Source organism: Pantoea sp. X-Soil-YNGN-775 (assembly GCF_059730575.1).
The window spans coordinates 2,171,858-2,187,969 of the sequence record NZ_AP035945.1; the positions used below are offsets into that span (position 1 = coordinate 2,171,858).

Sequence of the window (16,112 nt, forward strand, 5' to 3'; positions counted from 1 at the left end):
GGGCAGACAGGACAGACCATGGATTTAAATAATCGCCTTACTGAAGACGAAACGCTGGAACAGGCTTACGATATTTTTCTTGAGCTGGCAGGCGATAATCTCGATCCGGCAGACATCATCCTTTTTAATCTGCAGTTCGAAGAACGCGGCGGCGCCGAGCTGTTCGATCCTTCTGATGACTGGCAGGAACATGTTGATTTCGATCTGAATCCTGACTTTTTCGCGGAAGTGGTGATTGGGCTGGGTGAAGCGGATGGTGAACCGATTACCGACGTCTTTGCACGCGTCCTGCTGTGCCGTGAAAAAGACCACAAGCTGTGTCATATCCTGTGGCGTGAATAGCCGTCGCCGCGATAAAAAACGCCGGGCCTCTGCCCGGCGTTTTGCATTATAACGGATCGACCTTCAGGCAGGAGACCGCATGGCGGAAACTGCCTTCCAGCAGCGGCCGGGTTTTAGCGCACTCCGGTCCGGCAATCGGGCAGCGGGTGCGGAACACGCAGCCGGACGGCGGATTGATCGGAGACGGTAACTCGCCTTCCAGCAGCTGAATCTGCTTGTTCTTTTCCAGATCCGGATCGGGAATCGGCACCGCTGACATCAGCGCTTTGGTGTACGGATGCTGCGGATTGCTGTAGACCTCGCTGTAGGTGCCCAACTCGACCGCATGACCGAGGTACATCACCAGCACCCGATCGGAGATGTGTTTCACCACCGCCAGATCGTGGGCGATAAAGATCAGCGACAGCCCCATTTCGCGCTGCAACTGCTGCAGCAGGTTCACCACCTGCGCCTGAATCGAGACGTCAAGGGCGGAGACCGGTTCATCACAGATAATCAGCTTAGGCTCGAGGATCAGCGCACGCGCGATACCGATACGCTGGCACTGGCCGCCAGAGAACTCATGCGGATAGCGGTTGATCAGGTTTGGCAGCAGGCCGACCTTCATCATCATATTTTTGACGCGATCTTTGACTTCCTGACGTGCCATTTTCGGATGATAAGTGCGCAACGGTTCGGCAATGATATCGCCGATGGTCATACGCGGATTGAGCGAAGCCAGCGGATCCTGAAAGATCATCTGGATGTCACTGCGCGCCTTGCGCCACTCCTCTTCACTCTGCCCCAGCAGATCGCGCCCCAGCCACGCCACCCGACCTTCGGTGGCTTTCACCAGGCCGATGATCGCCCGGGCCAGCGTCGATTTGCCGCAGCCCGATTCGCCGACCACGCCCAGCGTCTCCCCTTCGTACAGGCGCAGGCTGACGCCATCCACCGCTTTCAGGGTCTTTGACGGCTGCCAGAACCACTGCTTGCCATCTTTGATATCGAAATGCACCTTGAGGTCGGCGATTTCCAGTAACACTCTTTTTTCGGCTACGGCGCTCATACTAATTCCTCCACCGGCTTAAAGCAGGCACGTAAACGCCCATCCCCGAACGGTTCCAGCGGCGGCGCTTTGGCACAGATATCCATCGCATGTGGACAACGCGGCTGGAACGGGCAGCCCACCGGCAGACGCAGCAGGTTAGGCGGATTGCCGGGAATGGTGGTCAGGCTCTCGCCTTCAGCATCCAGACGCGGCACCGCATTCAGCAGGCCGATTGAATACGGGTGTGCCGGCTGATAGAAAACGTCACGGGCGCGGCCATATTCCATGGTGCGTCCGGCATACATCACCAGCACTTTGTCGCAGATCCCGGCGACGACGCCCAGATCGTGGGTGATCATAATAATGGCGGTGTTGAATTCGCGTTTGAGATCGTTGAGCAGCGTCATAATCTGCGCCTGCACCGTCACGTCAAGCGCCGTGGTCGGCTCATCAGCAATCAGCAATTTTGGCCGGCACAGCAGCGCCATGGCGATCATCACACGCTGCCGCATCCCGCCGGAGAACTCATGCGGATACATTCTCATCCGCTTGCGCGCTTCAGGCATTTTCACCGCGTCCAACATCCTGACCGACTCTTCGAAGGCCTGGGCGCTGTTCATGCCCTTGTGCAGCTTCAGCACTTCCATTAACTGTTCGCCGACCCGCATGTAGGGGTTAAGCGAGGTCATCGGGTCCTGGAAGATCATGGCAATCTGCTCGGCGCGCAGCCGGTTAAGCTGGTGCTCGGGCAGGTTGAGGATCTCCTTGCCGTTGAACAGTGCCGAGCCGCCGATACGGCCGTTTTTAGCCAGCAGCCCCATCAGGGCGAAGGCGGTCTGTGATTTGCCGGAACCGGATTCGCCAACGATACCCAGCGTCTCACCGGCGCGCAGCGAAAAGTTAAGATCGTTGACGGCCGTCACATCGCCGTCGTGAGTGCCGAAGGTGACGCGCAAATCCTTCACCTGCAGTAACTGTTCGCTTCCCGCGCGGGCCGCCATTGCTGGCTGGAATTCATGAATGGTCATCGGGAAACTCCTTAACGATCTTTCGGGTCGAGGGCATCACGCAGGCCATCGCCGATAAAGTTGAAACAGAACAGCGTGACCACCAGAAAACCCGCCGGATAGAGCAGCAACCACGGCGACACTTCCATCGAGTTCGCCCCATCGCTCAGCAGCGCGCCCCAGCTGCTGAGCGGCTCCTGCGTCCCGAGGCCAAGGAAGCTCAAAAAGGATTCAAACAGGATCATGCTGGGCACCAGCAGGGAGGCGTAAACCACCACCACGCCCAGCACGTTCGGCACAATGTGACGCACCACGATCTTCCAGGTGGAAACGCCGCCAACGTGAGCGGCTTCAATAAACTCTTTGCGCTTCAGGCTCAGGGTTTGTCCACGCACGATACGCGCCATATCCAGCCACGACACCATGCCGATGGCGGCAAAGATCAGCAGGATATTACGGCCAAAGAAGGTCACCAGCAGAATGACGAAGAACATAAACGGGAACGAGTTGAGGATTTCCAGAATACGCATCATCACCGAGTCGGTTTTGCCGCCGAGGTAACCGGCAACGGAACCGTACAGGGTACCGACGATCACCGCAATCAACGCGGAAGCCACACCCACCATCAGTGAAATCCGGCCGCCAATTGCCACCCTCACCAGCAGATCGCGCCCCGACGAGTCGGTGCCAAACCAGTGGCCGGAGGTGGTATCCGGCGCAGAGGACATCATGCCCCAGTCGGTATCGTCATAGGTGAACTGCGACAGCATCGGCGCAACAATCACAAACAGCGTAATCAGCAGCAGCACCAGCAGGCTGAATGAGGCTGCACGGTTATGAATAAAACGACGGCGGGCGTCCTGCCACAAACTGCGCCCTTCCACTTCCAGCTTCTCACTGAACGCATCCAGAGCTTCGCTGTTTTTCTTACTTAACATCATGGCGAACTCCGCAATCAGTAACGAATTTTCGGATCGATAACGGCATACAGCACGTCAACAACCGCGTTAAACAGAATGGTTAACAAACCCACCAGAATGGTCAGGCTCATCACCAGCGAGTAGTCACGGTTCAGAGCGCCGTTAACAAACAGCTGACCGATACCCGGCAGGCCGTAGATCGACTCAATCACCATTGAGCCGGTGATGATGCCGACAAACGCCGGCCCCATATAGGAGATCACCGGCAGCAGCGCCGGCTTTAGCGCATGGCGCAGCACGATACGGCGCAATGGCAGCCCTTTGGCACGCGCGGTGCGGATAAAGTTGGAGTGCATGACTTCAATCATCGATCCGCGGGTGATACGCGCGATACTGGCGATATAGGCCAGCGACAGCGCCACCATCGGCAGCAGCATGTAGTTCCACTGCCCGCCATTCCAGCCGCCGCCGGGTAGCCATTTCAGCGTAATGGCGAATACCAGAACCAGCAACGGTGCCACCACGAAACTCGGTATCACCACGCCGGTCATTGCCACCCCCATCACCGCGAAATCCCACAGACTGTTCTGTTTAAGCGCGGCGATCACCCCGGCAGCCACGCCCAGTACCACCGCCAGCACGAAGGCAGCCAGACCGAGTTTGGCTGAAACCGGGAACGCATGGCCAACCAGATAGTTAACCGAATAATCTTTATATTTAAATGAGGGGCCGAAATCGCCGTGCGCCAGCTGCACCAGGTAATCGACATACTGCTTACCAATCGGGTCGTTGAGGTGATATTTCGCCTCAATGTTGGCCATGACTTCCGGCGCCAGGGTGCGCTCGCCGGTAAAGGGACTGCCGGGTGCCAGTCGCATCATAAAGAAGGAGATGGTAATCAGGACGAACAGCGTCGGGAGCGCTTCAAGCAAGCGACGCAGGATGAATTTTAACATTGCCGTACCTACCAGGCTGTTGCTTCACAACAAATAAATAAAACGTAAAGGCGGCGCAGACGCGCCGCCGCTGTCGATAGCCTGTGTGCTATTAGTGTTTAATGATGTAGAAGTTCTTATCCTGCGATTTATCCAGCGGATCTTTGCCGGTGTAACCGCCGACGTACGGTTTCACCAGACGCGCGTTAACGTAGTAGTAGACCGGAACGATGGTGCTGTCTTTATCCAGAATCTGCTCGGCACGCTGGTAGTCGGCGGCACGGGCTTTGTCATCCGGCGCTTTGATTGCATCACGCAGTACCTGATCGAATGCCTCGCTCTTATAGTGCGAGGTGTTACTGCTGCTGTTCGACAGCATGATGTTCAGGAAAGACGTCGGTTCGTTATAGTCAGCACACCAGGCGGCACGCGAAACGTCGAAGTTGCCCTGATGACGCGTATCAAGGAAGGTTTTCCACTCCTGGTTTTCCAGCTTGATGTTCACCCCGATATTTTTCTTCCAGATCGACGAGGCGGCAATAGCCAGCTTCTTGTGCAGGTCGGAAGTGTTATACAGCAGGTTGAAAGTCAGCGGTTTATCGGCGGTATAACCGGCTTCAGCCAGCAATTTCTTCGCCTCTTCATTACGTTTTTCCTGCGTCCATTTGAACCAGTCTGGCGGCAGAATCTCCATACCGTCGGTTGATGGCGGCGTGAAGCTGTAGGCTGGCATCTGACCCTGGGCCAGCACTTTGTTTACCATGATGTCGCGATCCAGGCCGAGCTTCAGCGCGGCGCGCACGCGGGGATCGGTGAATGGCGCTTTCTGGTTATTGATTTCGTAGTAATAGGTGCAGAGATAGGGATCAACGTGCAGTTCTTTGCCGTTATCGCGCTGCAGCTTTTTGAACAGCTCAATCGGCATGTTGTTGTAGGTCATGTCGCTGCCGTTCTCAGAGAAATAACGGTTAACGTCACTGACTTCTGAATTGATCGGCAGGAAGGTCACTTTGTTCAGGATGGTGTTGGCGTTATCCCAGTACTGCGGGTTACGCACCAGGGTGATACGTTCGTTGATGACGTGCGCATCCAGTTTAAACGCGCCGTTACCGACCCAGTTCTGTGGCTGAGTCCACTGATCGCCGAACTTCTCAATCGCGGGCTTATACACCGGCGACATCACGGAGTTGATCATCAGCTTGTCGAAATAAGGAACCGGCTCGCTCAGCGTCACTTCCAGCGTATGGTCATCAATCGCCTTCACGCCCAGATCGCTGGTCGGTCTTTTGCCCGCGATGATCTCATCAACATTCAGGATATGGCCATACTGCGGATAGCTGGCGTAAGGTGACGCGGTTTTCGGATCCACCAAACGCTGCCAGCTGTAGACGAAGTCCTGTGCGGTGACCGGTTCGCCGTTCGACCATTTGGCATTCTTACGTAAGTGGAAAGTCCACACTTTGAAATCTTTGTTTTCGTAACTTTCCGCTACGCCCGGCACCGGGTGGCCATTGCTGTCACTGACCAGCAGACCTTCGTAGAGATCGCGCGCCACGTTATCTTCCGGCACGCCTTCAATTTTGTGCGGATCGAGCGACTGCACTTCATCGCCATTGCCGCGTACCAGTTCCTGTTTTGCTGCCAGCTCAACGCCAGCTGGCACTGTAGCCGCCAGAACTGCATTCCCTGCCAGGGCACTGATTGCAGCAAACACGCCCGCTGCAATCAGGCTTTTTTTCGTGATGTTGTTCATTATTACACTCCAGTTTTATTATCGTCGCCGGGGCGATTGACTGCCCCGGCGTCCCCCGTCTCGGGATCCCCGGCTGGTTAACCTGAGGATAGTGACCGCGTACTGTGGTCTGCACGGACGCGCGCTCCCCGACTGTCTCGCCAGGTAAGCACGCGGCTCAGTGTTGTTTGATGAAATAGTATTTCAGGTCTGTCATGTCCTGCGGGTCTTTGCCCGTAAAGCCGCCAACCCAGGGCTTCACCAGGCGCACACTCACGCGGTAGTAAACTGGCACAATTGGTGAGTCTTTGTCGAGTTGTGTTTCAGCCTGCTGATAGAGGCTGGCGCGTTGCGCTTCACTGCCGGCGGTCAGGGTCTCTGACATCAGGCGATCAAACGTCGGGCTGCGGTAAAAGGCGGTATTGATTGAGGCGTTACCGATCAGCATGTTGAGAAAGGTCGACGGCTCGTTGTAATCCGCGCACCAGGTGGCGCGAACCACGTCATACTGCGCCTGATGACGGGTCTCCAGCAGGGTTTTCCACTCCTGATTCTGTAATGTGACCTTCGCACCGAGATTCTTCTGCCACATTGACGCCGCCGCGATCGCCTGACGTTTATTCTGATCGGAGGTGTTATAGAGCAGCGTGAAGGTTAACGGATGACTGGCATCAAATCCCGCCTCTGCCAGTAACTTCTTCGCCGCCTGATTGCGCTGCGCCTGGGTCTGTCTGAACCATTCCGGTGGGGTTAAGTTGATCCCGGCGGTAAACGGTGGCGTCAGGCTGTAGGCCGGAATCTGTCCCTGCCCCATGATCTTGTTGGCAATCACCTCACGGTCGAGGGTCATCTTGATCGCAGCGCGCACGCGCGGGTCGGTAAACGGCGGCTTTTTATTATTAATTTCATAATAGAAAGTGCAAAGTAGCGGACTGACTTTGACCTGCTCGCCCAACTCCTGACGCAGTTTGCCGAACATTTCTGGCGGGATTGCGCTGTTGGTAATGTCGGTGCCGCCGCTGCGATAGCGATTAATATCGCTGTTTTCAGAGGCGATCGGCAGGAAAGTGCCCTGCTCGATCACCGTATGGCTGTTATCCCAGTAATGTGGATTACGCTGCAGGACGATTTTTTCATTGACTACCCAGTCGCTCAGCGTATACGCACCGTTGCCGACATAGTGACCCGGCCGGGTCCAGGCCTCGCCCCACTGCTTGATCGCCGGGGCATAAACCGGCTTCAACGCGGTATGCGCCAGCATGGCGACCAGATAAGGCACCGGTTCACTCAGAGTGATTTGCAGATGATGGGCATCAAGCGCCTTCACACCGAGCCGATCGGGTGACATTTTGCCGGCCAGAATGGCATCAATATTGGCGAAATGGGCAGCCTGCAGATAGCTCGAATAAGGGGAAGCCGTCGCAGGATCGGCCAGTCGACGCCAGCTATAGACGAAATCATCGGCGGTTACCGGTTCGCCGTTACTCCATTTTGCGTCATCCCGCAGGGTAAAGGTCCACTGGGTGCCCTGCTGGTTTTGCCAGCTCTCCGCTACGCCAGGCACCACCTTGCCGCTGTTATCGGTGTTAACCAGCCCATCAAGCAGATTAAGAATAATATTCGATTCCGGCACGCCTTCAACTTTATGTGGGTCGAGCGACGCCACCTCGGTGCCGTTATTAATGACGATTTGCTGCTGCGGCGCCAGCGTTGTCCCGGCTGGCACCACGGCGCCATAGGCCGGTGAAAGGGCGATTAACAGACATAATGCAATTTTACACCGCTGTTGCTGCAAGTTTTTCATCCCAGTCATCCGAAAGCGCCAACCTTAATTAAGTATCCCGATAGGCTTAAGCAAAAAGCGTTCTCACTTTGGGCTGTCGGAGAAAAATTTTTACGTTGCGCCAAAAATTATCAGAAGCAGCAGAAGCGCGCCAAAGTAAAATAGCTAAAATGTTAACTAATTCTCTTTTATCATGAGAAGTCAGGCAGCGGAAGTGTTAATTTTTGACCTGAAAATATCTTATCGCTATGAAAAATAGGGATTTTAGATAAAAACGAACTTTTTTCTGTGGCCAGTGGCGGGATAAAAACACTTTTTTGGCAATTATGCCGAGGATGCGTCATCAGACGTGATGAAAGCGCGCCCGCTGGCAACAGGGGCGCGATTTGTCAGGCTAAGAACGAATAAGAAAGCAGATTATCATGTGAAAATCGTGACATTGCTGTGACTAAAAACGGGCAAATTCCGGTCGGCAGTAATGAAAGTGATAATCCGCTGAATCTATTAAGCGGGATGAATAATTGCTTTTTTATGGTGCAGTATTTCAGCGCTTTGCACCATTATGATTCACAACTTCGCTTCGGCCCCTGAATTAAGTCGGGTCGTTAATTGAGTAAGCCGGGGAAAATTGATTTCATTCCGGTCACCACGAACTCAATACCCAGCGCCATCAGCAACAGCCCCATAATACGGGTAATGACGTTAATCCCGGTCTGGCCTAACACCCGCACCATTAATGGCGCGGCCCGAAACAACAGCCAGCAGCAGAAGGCAAAAAGCGCAATCGCCAGGCTAAAACCCAGCAGATTAACCCAGCTGTGGTAGCGCGTGCTCCAGACAATGGTCGAACTGATAGCACCCGGTCCGGCCATCAGCGGCAGTGCCAGCGGTACCACCCCAACGCTTTCACGAATTGCGGTCTCTGATTTTTCCTGTTTGTTCTGCTTATCTTCGCCCAGCTTACCGCTGATCATCGACATGGCGATGGTCACCACCAGAATCCCCCCGGCGATGCGGAATGAGTCAATTGAGATGCCGAAAATATGCAGGATCCCGTCACCGAGAAACAGTGAGGTCCACAAAATGATGGCGACCGCGAGGTTAGCCGTCAGATTGGTTTTATTACGCTCGGCAACACCCTGATAGCGGGTCATGCTGATAAACACCGGAATAATGCCTACCGGATTGACCAGCGCAAAAAGCCCGACAAAAAATTTTATATAGCCTGATAAATCTAATAGCGCAGGGTTCACGACAGACTCCGTACTGCTGGGGGGAGGAAAACGCGCCTAATGTAAGGGAAAAAGCGCCCTGACGCCAGATGCGCGCGCAGCTATTTATTCTCCCGATCTGCGCCCGATTCAGCGCTTTTCGCCAGACATTAAAATGCAGCTGGTTTTAGCCGCTATGAGCCTGGCCTTCAGAGGCGAATGCCGTTTCAACAGCCGGCTACCAAAAAGTGCGGCTGAAAGGTGTCAGCTTGCGCTCAAATTGATCTGTATCAAAATTGCCGTACCTCAAACCAGGTAATCTTTTCGCAACGGAAGTATTAGCAGTATCAAGGTTCAACCGCGGTACTGCCAGAGCAGACTAGTTTAGTAAACATTTGAAAATCCGGGTGTTCTGACCCAACCTAACGTCCCTGCCAGGCGCGACTATACTCAGGACGCAGGATTGTTTACTAAAAAAGTTTAACTTCCTTCAGGAGAACACCATGGCCGTTACTAATGTCGCTGAACTTAATGCACTGGTCGAACGTGTAAAAAAAGCCCAGCGTGAATACGCCAACTTTTCCCAACAACAGGTTGACGCCATTTTCCGTGCTGCCGCGCTTGCCGCCGCAGATGCCCGAATTCCTCTTGCTAAGATGGCCGTTGCTGAATCCGGCATGGGCATCGTCGAAGATAAAGTGATCAAAAATCATTTTGCTTCTGAATATATCTATAACGCCTACAAAGATGAAAAGACCTGCGGTGTGTTAGCAACCGACGACACCTTCGGGACTATCACTATCGCAGAACCGATTGGCCTGATTTGCGGCATCGTGCCGACCACCAACCCAACCTCTACCGCCATCTTCAAAGCGCTGATCAGTCTTAAAACCCGTAACGGTATTATCTTCTCGCCACACCCACGTGCGAAAGACGCTACCAATAAAGCGGCGGATATCGTGTTGCAGGCAGCGATTGCCGCCGGTGCGCCAAAAGATATTATCGGCTGGATTGACGCGCCTTCTGTAGAGCTGTCTAACCAGTTAATGCATCACCCTGACATCAACCTGATTCTGGCTACCGGCGGACCCGGTATGGTGAAAGCTGCTTACAGCTCAGGTAAACCGGCTATCGGTGTGGGTGCCGGTAATACGCCGGTGGTGATTGATGAAACGGCCGACGTGAAACGCGCCGTGGCTTCTATCCTGATGTCAAAAACCTTCGATAACGGCGTGATTTGTGCCTCTGAGCAGTCCGTGATTGTGGTGGATTCTGCCTATGACGCGGTGCGCGAACGTTTTGCCAGCCATGGCGGCTACCTGCTGCAGGGCGCTGAGCTGAACGCAGTACAGAATATCATTCTGAAAAACGGCGGCCTGAACGCGGCGATTGTCGGTCAGCCAGCGTTTAAAATTGCTGAGATGGCGGGCATCACCGTACCGCCAAGCACCAAGATTCTGATTGGTGAAGTGCAGCTGGTGGATGAATCTGAGCCGTTTGCTCACGAAAAGCTCTCCCCGACCCTTGCGATGTATCGGGCCAAAGATTTCCAGGATGCCGTCGATAAAGCGGAAAAACTGGTGGCGATGGGCGGTATCGGACACACCTCCTGCCTGTATACCGACCAGGACAACCAGACCGAGCGCGTTCACTACTTCGGCGACAAAATGAAAACCGCGCGTATTCTGATCAATACCCCGGCTTCACAGGGTGGTATCGGTGACCTCTACAACTTTAAACTGGCCCCTTCTCTGACGCTGGGTTGTGGTTCATGGGGCGGTAACTCCATCTCTGAAAACGTCGGACCGAAACACCTGATCAATACCAAAACTGTCGCCAAGCGAGCTGAAAATATGTTGTGGCATAAACTTCCTAAATCCATCTACTTCCGTCGCGGCTCTCTGCCAATTGCACTGGAAGAGGTGGCTTCGGATGGCGCCAAACGTGCGTTCATCGTTACTGACCGCTTCCTGTTTAACAACGGTTATGCCGACCAGGTGACTCGCGTGCTGAAAGCACACGGCGTTGAAACAGAAGTGTTCTTCGAAGTTGAGGCAGACCCTACGCTGAGCATCGTGCGTAAAGGCGCTGAGCAGATGAACAGCTTCAAACCTGACGTGATTATCGCCCTCGGCGGTGGTTCACCGATGGATGCCGCGAAAATCATGTGGGTGATGTACGAACATCCTGAAACCCATTTCGAAGAACTGGCGTTACGCTTTATGGATATCCGTAAACGTATCTACAAATTCCCGAAAATGGGCGTCAAAGCGCGCATGGTAGCGATCACCACCACCTCCGGTACCGGTTCAGAAGTGACGCCGTTTGCGGTGGTTACCGATGATGCCACCGGCCAGAAATACCCACTGGCTGACTATGCGTTAACCCCGGACATGGCGATTGTCGATGCCAATCTGGTAATGGATATGCCGCGCTCCCTGTGCGCCTTTGGCGGCCTGGATGCGGTAACCCACGCGCTGGAAGCCTATGTGTCAGTGCTGGCTAACGAATACTCTGACGGTCAGGCGCTGCAGGCACTTAAACTGCTGAAAGAGAACCTGCCAGCTAGCTACGCCGAAGGTGCTAAAAATCCGGTGGCGCGTGAACGGGTACACAATGCGGCAACCATCGCCGGTATCGCCTTTGCCAACGCCTTCCTTGGGGTTTGTCACTCCATGGCGCATAAACTGGGTTCAGAGTTCCATATCCCACACGGCCTGGCTAACTCACTGTTAATCGCCAACGTCATTCGTTATAACGCGAACGACAACCCGACTAAACAGACCGCGTTCAGCCAGTATGACCGTCCGCAGGCACGTCGTCGCTACGCAGAAGTCGCAGACCACTTAGGCCTGACGGCCCCAGGCGACCGCACCGCGCAGAAAATTGAAAAACTGCTGGCGTGGCTGGAAGAGATTAAAACTCAACTGGGTATCCCAACCTCTATCCGCGAAGCGGGTGTGGCGGAAGCGGACTTCCTGGCGAAAGTCGATAAGCTGGCAGATGATGCATTCGATGACCAGTGTACCGGCGCTAACCCACGTTATCCGCTGATTGCTGAGCTGAAACAAATTATGCTGGACACCTATTATGGCCGCGAATTTGTTGAACCCTTCTCCAGCGTCGCTGAAGCCGTGGCTGAGCAACCGGTAAAAGGTGTTAAGGTCGAGAAGAAAGCGAAAAACGTCTAATCGGCTGACAAACAAAAAACCCGCCTCGGCGGGTTTTTTTATTTATGGCGCAGCGTTGTCAGTTCAGCGGTGTTTGTGCGCCGTATATCGCCTGCAATGACCCCTGCTCAATCGCCTGCTTGTAATGCTTGCGGCACACTGAGATATAGCGTTCATTGCCGCCTATCACCACCTGCTCACCTTCACTGAACGGTTTACCCTCGCTGTCGAGCCGCAGCACCATGCTGGCTTTGCGGCCACAGTGACAGATGGTCTTCAGTTCTACCAGCTTGTCAGCCCACGCCAGCAGATACTGGCTGCCGGTAAACAGCTCACCACGGAAGTCGGTTCTCAGGCCATAGCAGAGCACCGGGATATCCAGGTTGTCGACCACGTCTGACAACGCCTTCACCTGCTCACGGGTCAGGAACTGACTTTCATCGACCAGCACGCAGTGAATCGGCTGAGCAGCGTGCTCCGTGGCGATATCGCGGTAAAGCGCCGTTTCTGCGTTATACAGCAAGGCAGGCGAAGAGAGGCCAATACGCGAGCTTACGGTACCTGCACCAAAGCGATCGTCAATTTCAGCGGTGTAGACCAGGGTTCGCATTCCCCGTTCCTGGTAGTTATAGGAGGACTGCAGCAAAGCGGTGGATTTACCCGCATTCATTGCAGAGTAGTAGAAATAGAGTTGGGCCATAGCAGCGGGTTCTTCATCAGGACTTAACGGAATGGCGCGCATATTAGCATAAAGCGCCGCTAAAACTGAGCGGGTAGCCGCTGAATAATGTTCGGCACTGGCCGCCCTGCACGGCCAAAACTCAGCTCGATCCGCTGCCTGCCTGAGCAGGCCGCCTGAATAGTAACCCCAACAACAGCCAGTCTATTCCCGGCGGTAATTAATGTATTAAATTTACGTCTTTTAAAAAATGAGACAAAAATAGGCATTAACTGGCTAAAAAGTAAATTTTTCTGAAGAATAATCTTTGCGCTCTTTTATTTTCCCGTCGCGCTTTAATATTAATTTGTGTTGAAGTTATTTATTACCGCCTCTACTATTGTCGGGCAAAACAACTTTTTTATTATTCAGAGACCAGGACAATGAGCGAAGCACTAAAAGTTCTTAATAATATCCGTACGCTGCGTGCTCAGGCCAGAGAGTATCCGATTGACTCGCTGGAAGAGATGCTGGAAAAACTTGAAGTGGTGGTAAAAGAACGCCGCGAAGAGGAGTCACTGACTCAGGCAGAGAATGCCGAGCGTGCACGTAAACTGGAACAGTATCGTGAAATGCTGCTGGCGGACGGCATCGATCCGAATGAATTGCTTGGCTCCCTGTCAGACAACAAAGTTGCCGGTAAAGGTAACCGTTCAGTTCGTCCGGCAAAATATAAGTATGTCGATGAAAAAGGCGAAACCAGAACCTGGACGGGTCAGGGTCGCACACCGGCAGTGATTAAAAAAGCTCTGGAAGAGCAAGGTAAACAGTTAGACGATTTTCTGCTCTGATAACCGGTTGAACTTCGCTTCTGCCTACTGATTACCCGCAGAGATAACAAAAAAAAAAGGAAGCCTGCGCTTCCTTTTTAATTTTATCAATCAGACCTGATAGAAGTCCCGATACCAGTCAACAAAGCGCTTAACGCCCTCTTCTACACCGGTTTGCGGTTTAAACCCGATTGCCTTAAACAGCGCTTCGGTGTCGGCGCTGGTTTCCAGCACATCACCAGGCTGCATTGGCATCAGATTCTTAACCGCCGTAATACCCAATGCTTCCTCAATGGCTTCGATATAGTTAATCAGCGTGACCGGCTGACTGTTACCAATATTATAAACCCGATAAGGCGCTGAACTGGTGGCTGGCGATCCCGCCTCTACCGTCCAGTTTTCATCCGCCTGCGGAATAACATCCTGCAAACGAACAATCGCTTCCGCAATGTCATCAATATAGGTGAAATCGCGCTTCATCTGGCCTTGGTTATAAACATCAATCGCTTCACCAGCAATCATTGCCCGGGTGAATTTGAATAATGCCATATCCGGCCGGCCCCACGGACCATAAACGGTAAAGAACCGCAGTCCGGTGGTCGGCAACTGGTAAAGATGCGAGTAAGTATGTGACATTAACTCGTTAGCTTTCTTGGTCGCCGCATATAACGAAACCGGATGGTCAACGCTATCTTCGGTGGAGAAAGGCATTTTACGATTCAGGCCATAAACCGAACTGGAGGATGCATAAAGCAGATGTTCGATTTTATGATGACGGCAGCCCTCAAGAATGTTGAGGTGGCCAATCAGATTTGCGTCGGCGTAGGCGTGGGGATTCTCTATAGAATAGCGAACACCCGCCTGGGCGCCTAAATGAATCACGCGCTGGAACTGCTGTTGCTTAAACAGTGACGCGATTGCGTCACTGTCAGCCAGATCCATCTCAATAAAGGTAAAAGCTGGATCGGATTTAATCAGATTCAGACGGGCATGCTTAAGATTTACGTCGTAATAATCATTCAGGTTGTCGATACCGACAACCTGGTGACCGGCGGCCAGCAGACGTTGGCTAACGTGAAAACCAATAAAGCCTGCGGCACCGGTGACCAGAAAGTTCATAAATCCCTCGTTAATTACGCAATTTGAATAGACGCTCCGCGGCCGATTGCATAATAAACGAATCCGCGTTTGCTGGTACGCTCTGGATCATACAGGTTACGACCATCAAAAATCACGGGTTCTTTCAGTGCATTTTTGATGACGTCAAAGTCAGGTGCACGGAAGTTTTGCCACTCCGTACAAATGACCAGGCCATCAGCGCCCTGCAGTGCCGCTTCTTTGGTTCCCATCAGCTTAAGATCGCTGCGGTGACCATAGATGCGCTGCGCTTCATCCATCGCTTCAGGGTCAAACGCCTGGACAGAAGCACCTGCTTCCCACAGGGTTTCCATCAGCACGCGGCTGGAGGCTTCACGCATATCGTCGGTATTCGGCTTGAATGACAGACCCCAAAGAGCAAAGGTCTTGCCGCTCAGATCGTCGCCGAAATGACGCTTAATGAAGGTCGGCAGCTTGGTCTTCTGGCTGTCATTGACATCTTCCACCGCCTGTAACAGGCGAGGCTTATAACCGATAGACTCAGCGGTACGGATCAGCGCCTGCACATCTTTCGGGAAGCAGGAACCACCGTAGCCACAGCCCGGATAGATGAAGTGGTAGCCAATGCGGGGATCGGAGCCGATACCTTGGCGTACTTTTTCAATATCCGCGCCTAAGCGCTCAGCCAGATTGGAGATCTCGTTCATAAAGCTGATTTTGGTCGCCAGCATGCAGTTTGCAGCATACTTGGTCAGCTCTGCGCTGCGGATATCCATCATGATCATACGATCGTGGTTGCGGTTAAACGGCTCATAGAGCTCGCGTAACAGTTCAACCACTTCATCGTTATCGGTGCCGACAACGATGCGCTCTGGACGCATGCAGTCATTAACCGCCGCGCCTTCCTTGAGGAACTCAGGGTTAGAGACCACATCGAAAGTGATGTTCGCGTCACGCGCTTTAAGCGCTTCCGTCATCACTGCACGCACTTTGTCTGCTGTGCCAACCGGAACGGTTGATTTGTCGATAACCACTTTGTGATCGTTCATGTATTGCGCAATGGTGCGCGCTACAGCGGTCACATATTTCAGATCGGCAGAGCCGTCTTCATCCGGGGGTGTACCGACTGCAATAAACTGCATAACACCATGGTTTACGCCCAGCTCAGCATCGGTGCTGAACTTCAGACGACCCGCTTCGTAATTGGACATTACCAGCGGCGTTAAACCTGGTTCGAAAATAGGAATGATGCCTTTTTTCAGATTTTCGACTTTCTTTTCGTCGACATCAATGCAGAGAACGTCATGTCCGACTTCGGCCAACACCGCAGCCTGAACCAGACCGACATAGCCGATACCAAATACAGTGACTTTCATCGAGTTATCCTGTGTTTATG

13 protein-coding genes are annotated in these 16,112 nt (G+C 53.3%); 3 read left to right on the forward strand and 10 right to left on the reverse strand.

From position 1 onward, the window contains the following. Positions 1-18: 18 nt before the first annotated feature. Complete coding sequence (locus tag AC6I8I_RS10270) at positions 19-342, forward strand: HI1450 family dsDNA-mimic protein (protein WP_031374578.1); 324 nt, start codon at positions 19-21, stop codon at positions 340-342. 46 nt (positions 343-388) lie between these two features. Here the strand turns inward: AC6I8I_RS10270 and oppF are convergent, their stop codons facing one another. The 7 genes from oppF to AC6I8I_RS10305 form a co-directional block, all read right to left on the reverse strand. Further along, a complete protein-coding gene (gene oppF / locus AC6I8I_RS10275) occupies positions 389-1,390 on the reverse strand; it encodes a murein tripeptide/oligopeptide ABC transporter ATP binding protein OppF (RefSeq protein WP_233988032.1) in 1,002 nt (333 codons plus the stop codon). Next, positions 1,387-2,400 (reverse strand): ABC transporter ATP-binding protein, encoded by a 1,014-nt coding sequence (locus AC6I8I_RS10280; protein ID WP_497827805.1) that lies wholly within the window; start codon positions 2,398-2,400, stop codon positions 1,387-1,389. The genes oppF and AC6I8I_RS10280 overlap by 4 nt, the downstream gene beginning before the upstream one ends. Positions 2,401-2,411: 11 nt before the next feature. Beyond that, positions 2,412-3,320 carry an oligopeptide ABC transporter permease OppC gene (gene oppC / locus AC6I8I_RS10285; protein ID WP_312057133.1) on the reverse strand — a complete coding sequence of 303 codons (909 nt, stop codon included), beginning with the start codon at positions 3,318-3,320 and terminating at the stop codon, positions 2,412-2,414. 14 nt (positions 3,321-3,334) lie between these two features. Beyond that, positions 3,335-4,255, reverse strand: coding sequence for an oligopeptide ABC transporter permease OppB (gene oppB, locus AC6I8I_RS10290; protein ID WP_497827806.1), 921 nt, complete (start codon positions 4,253-4,255; stop codon positions 3,335-3,337). Between the two features lie 91 nt (positions 4,256-4,346). Beyond that, a complete protein-coding gene (gene oppA / locus AC6I8I_RS10295) occupies positions 4,347-5,987 on the reverse strand; it encodes an oligopeptide ABC transporter substrate-binding protein OppA (protein ID WP_497827807.1) in 1,641 nt (546 codons plus the stop codon). Positions 5,988-6,144: 157 nt separating this feature from the next. Beyond that, positions 6,145-7,770 carry an ABC transporter substrate-binding protein gene (locus AC6I8I_RS10300; protein ID WP_312757145.1) on the reverse strand — a complete coding sequence of 542 codons (1,626 nt, stop codon included), beginning with the start codon at positions 7,768-7,770 and terminating at the stop codon, positions 6,145-6,147. A 584-nt stretch (positions 7,771-8,354) separates the two neighbouring features. After that, positions 8,355-9,002 carry a YchE family NAAT transporter gene (locus AC6I8I_RS10305; RefSeq protein WP_312057128.1) on the reverse strand — a complete coding sequence of 216 codons (648 nt, stop codon included), beginning with the start codon at positions 9,000-9,002 and terminating at the stop codon, positions 8,355-8,357. Between the two features lie 461 nt (positions 9,003-9,463). Here AC6I8I_RS10305 and adhE point away from each other — a divergent pair, with 461 nt between their 5' ends. After that, positions 9,464-12,151, forward strand: coding sequence for a bifunctional acetaldehyde-CoA/alcohol dehydrogenase (adhE, locus tag AC6I8I_RS10310; RefSeq protein ID WP_312057127.1), 2,688 nt, complete (start codon positions 9,464-9,466; stop codon positions 12,149-12,151). Positions 12,152-12,209: 58 nt separating this feature from the next. On the opposite strand, the gene tdk is transcribed toward adhE, so the two are convergent. Continuing rightward, entirely contained in the window at positions 12,210-12,830 is a 621-nt protein-coding gene (tdk, locus tag AC6I8I_RS10315; RefSeq protein ID WP_312757149.1) for a thymidine kinase, read from the reverse strand. A gap of 401 nt (positions 12,831-13,231) precedes the next feature. Between tdk and hns the strand changes: the two genes are divergently transcribed. Next, positions 13,232-13,639, forward strand: coding sequence for a histone-like nucleoid-structuring protein H-NS (gene hns, locus AC6I8I_RS10320; RefSeq protein ID WP_312057123.1), 408 nt, complete (start codon positions 13,232-13,234; stop codon positions 13,637-13,639). Positions 13,640-13,729: 90 nt separating this feature from the next. Here hns and AC6I8I_RS10325 read toward each other — a convergent pair whose 3' ends face one another. Next, positions 13,730-14,737, reverse strand: a complete 1,008-nt coding sequence (locus AC6I8I_RS10325; RefSeq protein ID WP_497827808.1) for an NAD-dependent epimerase — start codon at positions 14,735-14,737, stop codon at positions 13,730-13,732. A gap of 14 nt (positions 14,738-14,751) precedes the next feature. Continuing rightward, a complete protein-coding gene (locus tag AC6I8I_RS10330; RefSeq protein WP_312057120.1) occupies positions 14,752-16,092 on the reverse strand; it encodes a UDP-glucose dehydrogenase family protein in 1,341 nt (446 codons plus the stop codon). Positions 16,093-16,112: the final 20 nt, after the last annotated feature.

Excerpts from the sequence above, each read along its gene's own strand:
- hns (WP_312057123.1), top strand. The coding sequence starts at position 13,232 with ATGAGCGAAGCACTAAAAGTTCTTAATAATATCCGTACGCTGCGTGCT.
- AC6I8I_RS10300 (WP_312757145.1), bottom strand. The coding sequence starts at position 7,770 with ATGAAAAACTTGCAGCAACAGCGGTGTAAAATTGCATTATGTCTGTTA.
- oppB (WP_497827806.1), bottom strand. The coding sequence starts at position 4,255 with ATGTTAAAATTCATCCTGCGTCGCTTGCTTGAAGCGCTCCCGACGCTG.
- adhE (WP_312057127.1), top strand. The coding sequence starts at position 9,464 with ATGGCCGTTACTAATGTCGCTGAACTTAATGCACTGGTCGAACGTGTA.
- AC6I8I_RS10325 (WP_497827808.1), bottom strand. The coding sequence starts at position 14,737 with ATGAACTTTCTGGTCACCGGTGCCGCAGGCTTTATTGGTTTTCACGTT.
- oppA (WP_497827807.1), bottom strand. The coding sequence starts at position 5,987 with ATGAACAACATCACGAAAAAAAGCCTGATTGCAGCGGGCGTGTTTGCT.
- AC6I8I_RS10270 (WP_031374578.1), top strand. The coding sequence starts at position 19 with ATGGATTTAAATAATCGCCTTACTGAAGACGAAACGCTGGAACAGGCT.
- oppF (WP_233988032.1), bottom strand. The coding sequence starts at position 1,390 with ATGAGCGCCGTAGCCGAAAAAAGAGTGTTACTGGAAATCGCCGACCTC.
- AC6I8I_RS10330 (WP_312057120.1), bottom strand. The coding sequence starts at position 16,092 with ATGAAAGTCACTGTATTTGGTATCGGCTATGTCGGTCTGGTTCAGGCT.
- tdk (WP_312757149.1), bottom strand. The coding sequence starts at position 12,830 with ATGGCCCAACTCTATTTCTACTACTCTGCAATGAATGCGGGTAAATCC.
- AC6I8I_RS10280 (WP_497827805.1), bottom strand. The coding sequence starts at position 2,400 with ATGACCATTCATGAATTCCAGCCAGCAATGGCGGCCCGCGCGGGAAGC.
- oppC (WP_312057133.1), bottom strand. The coding sequence starts at position 3,320 with ATGATGTTAAGTAAGAAAAACAGCGAAGCTCTGGATGCGTTCAGTGAG.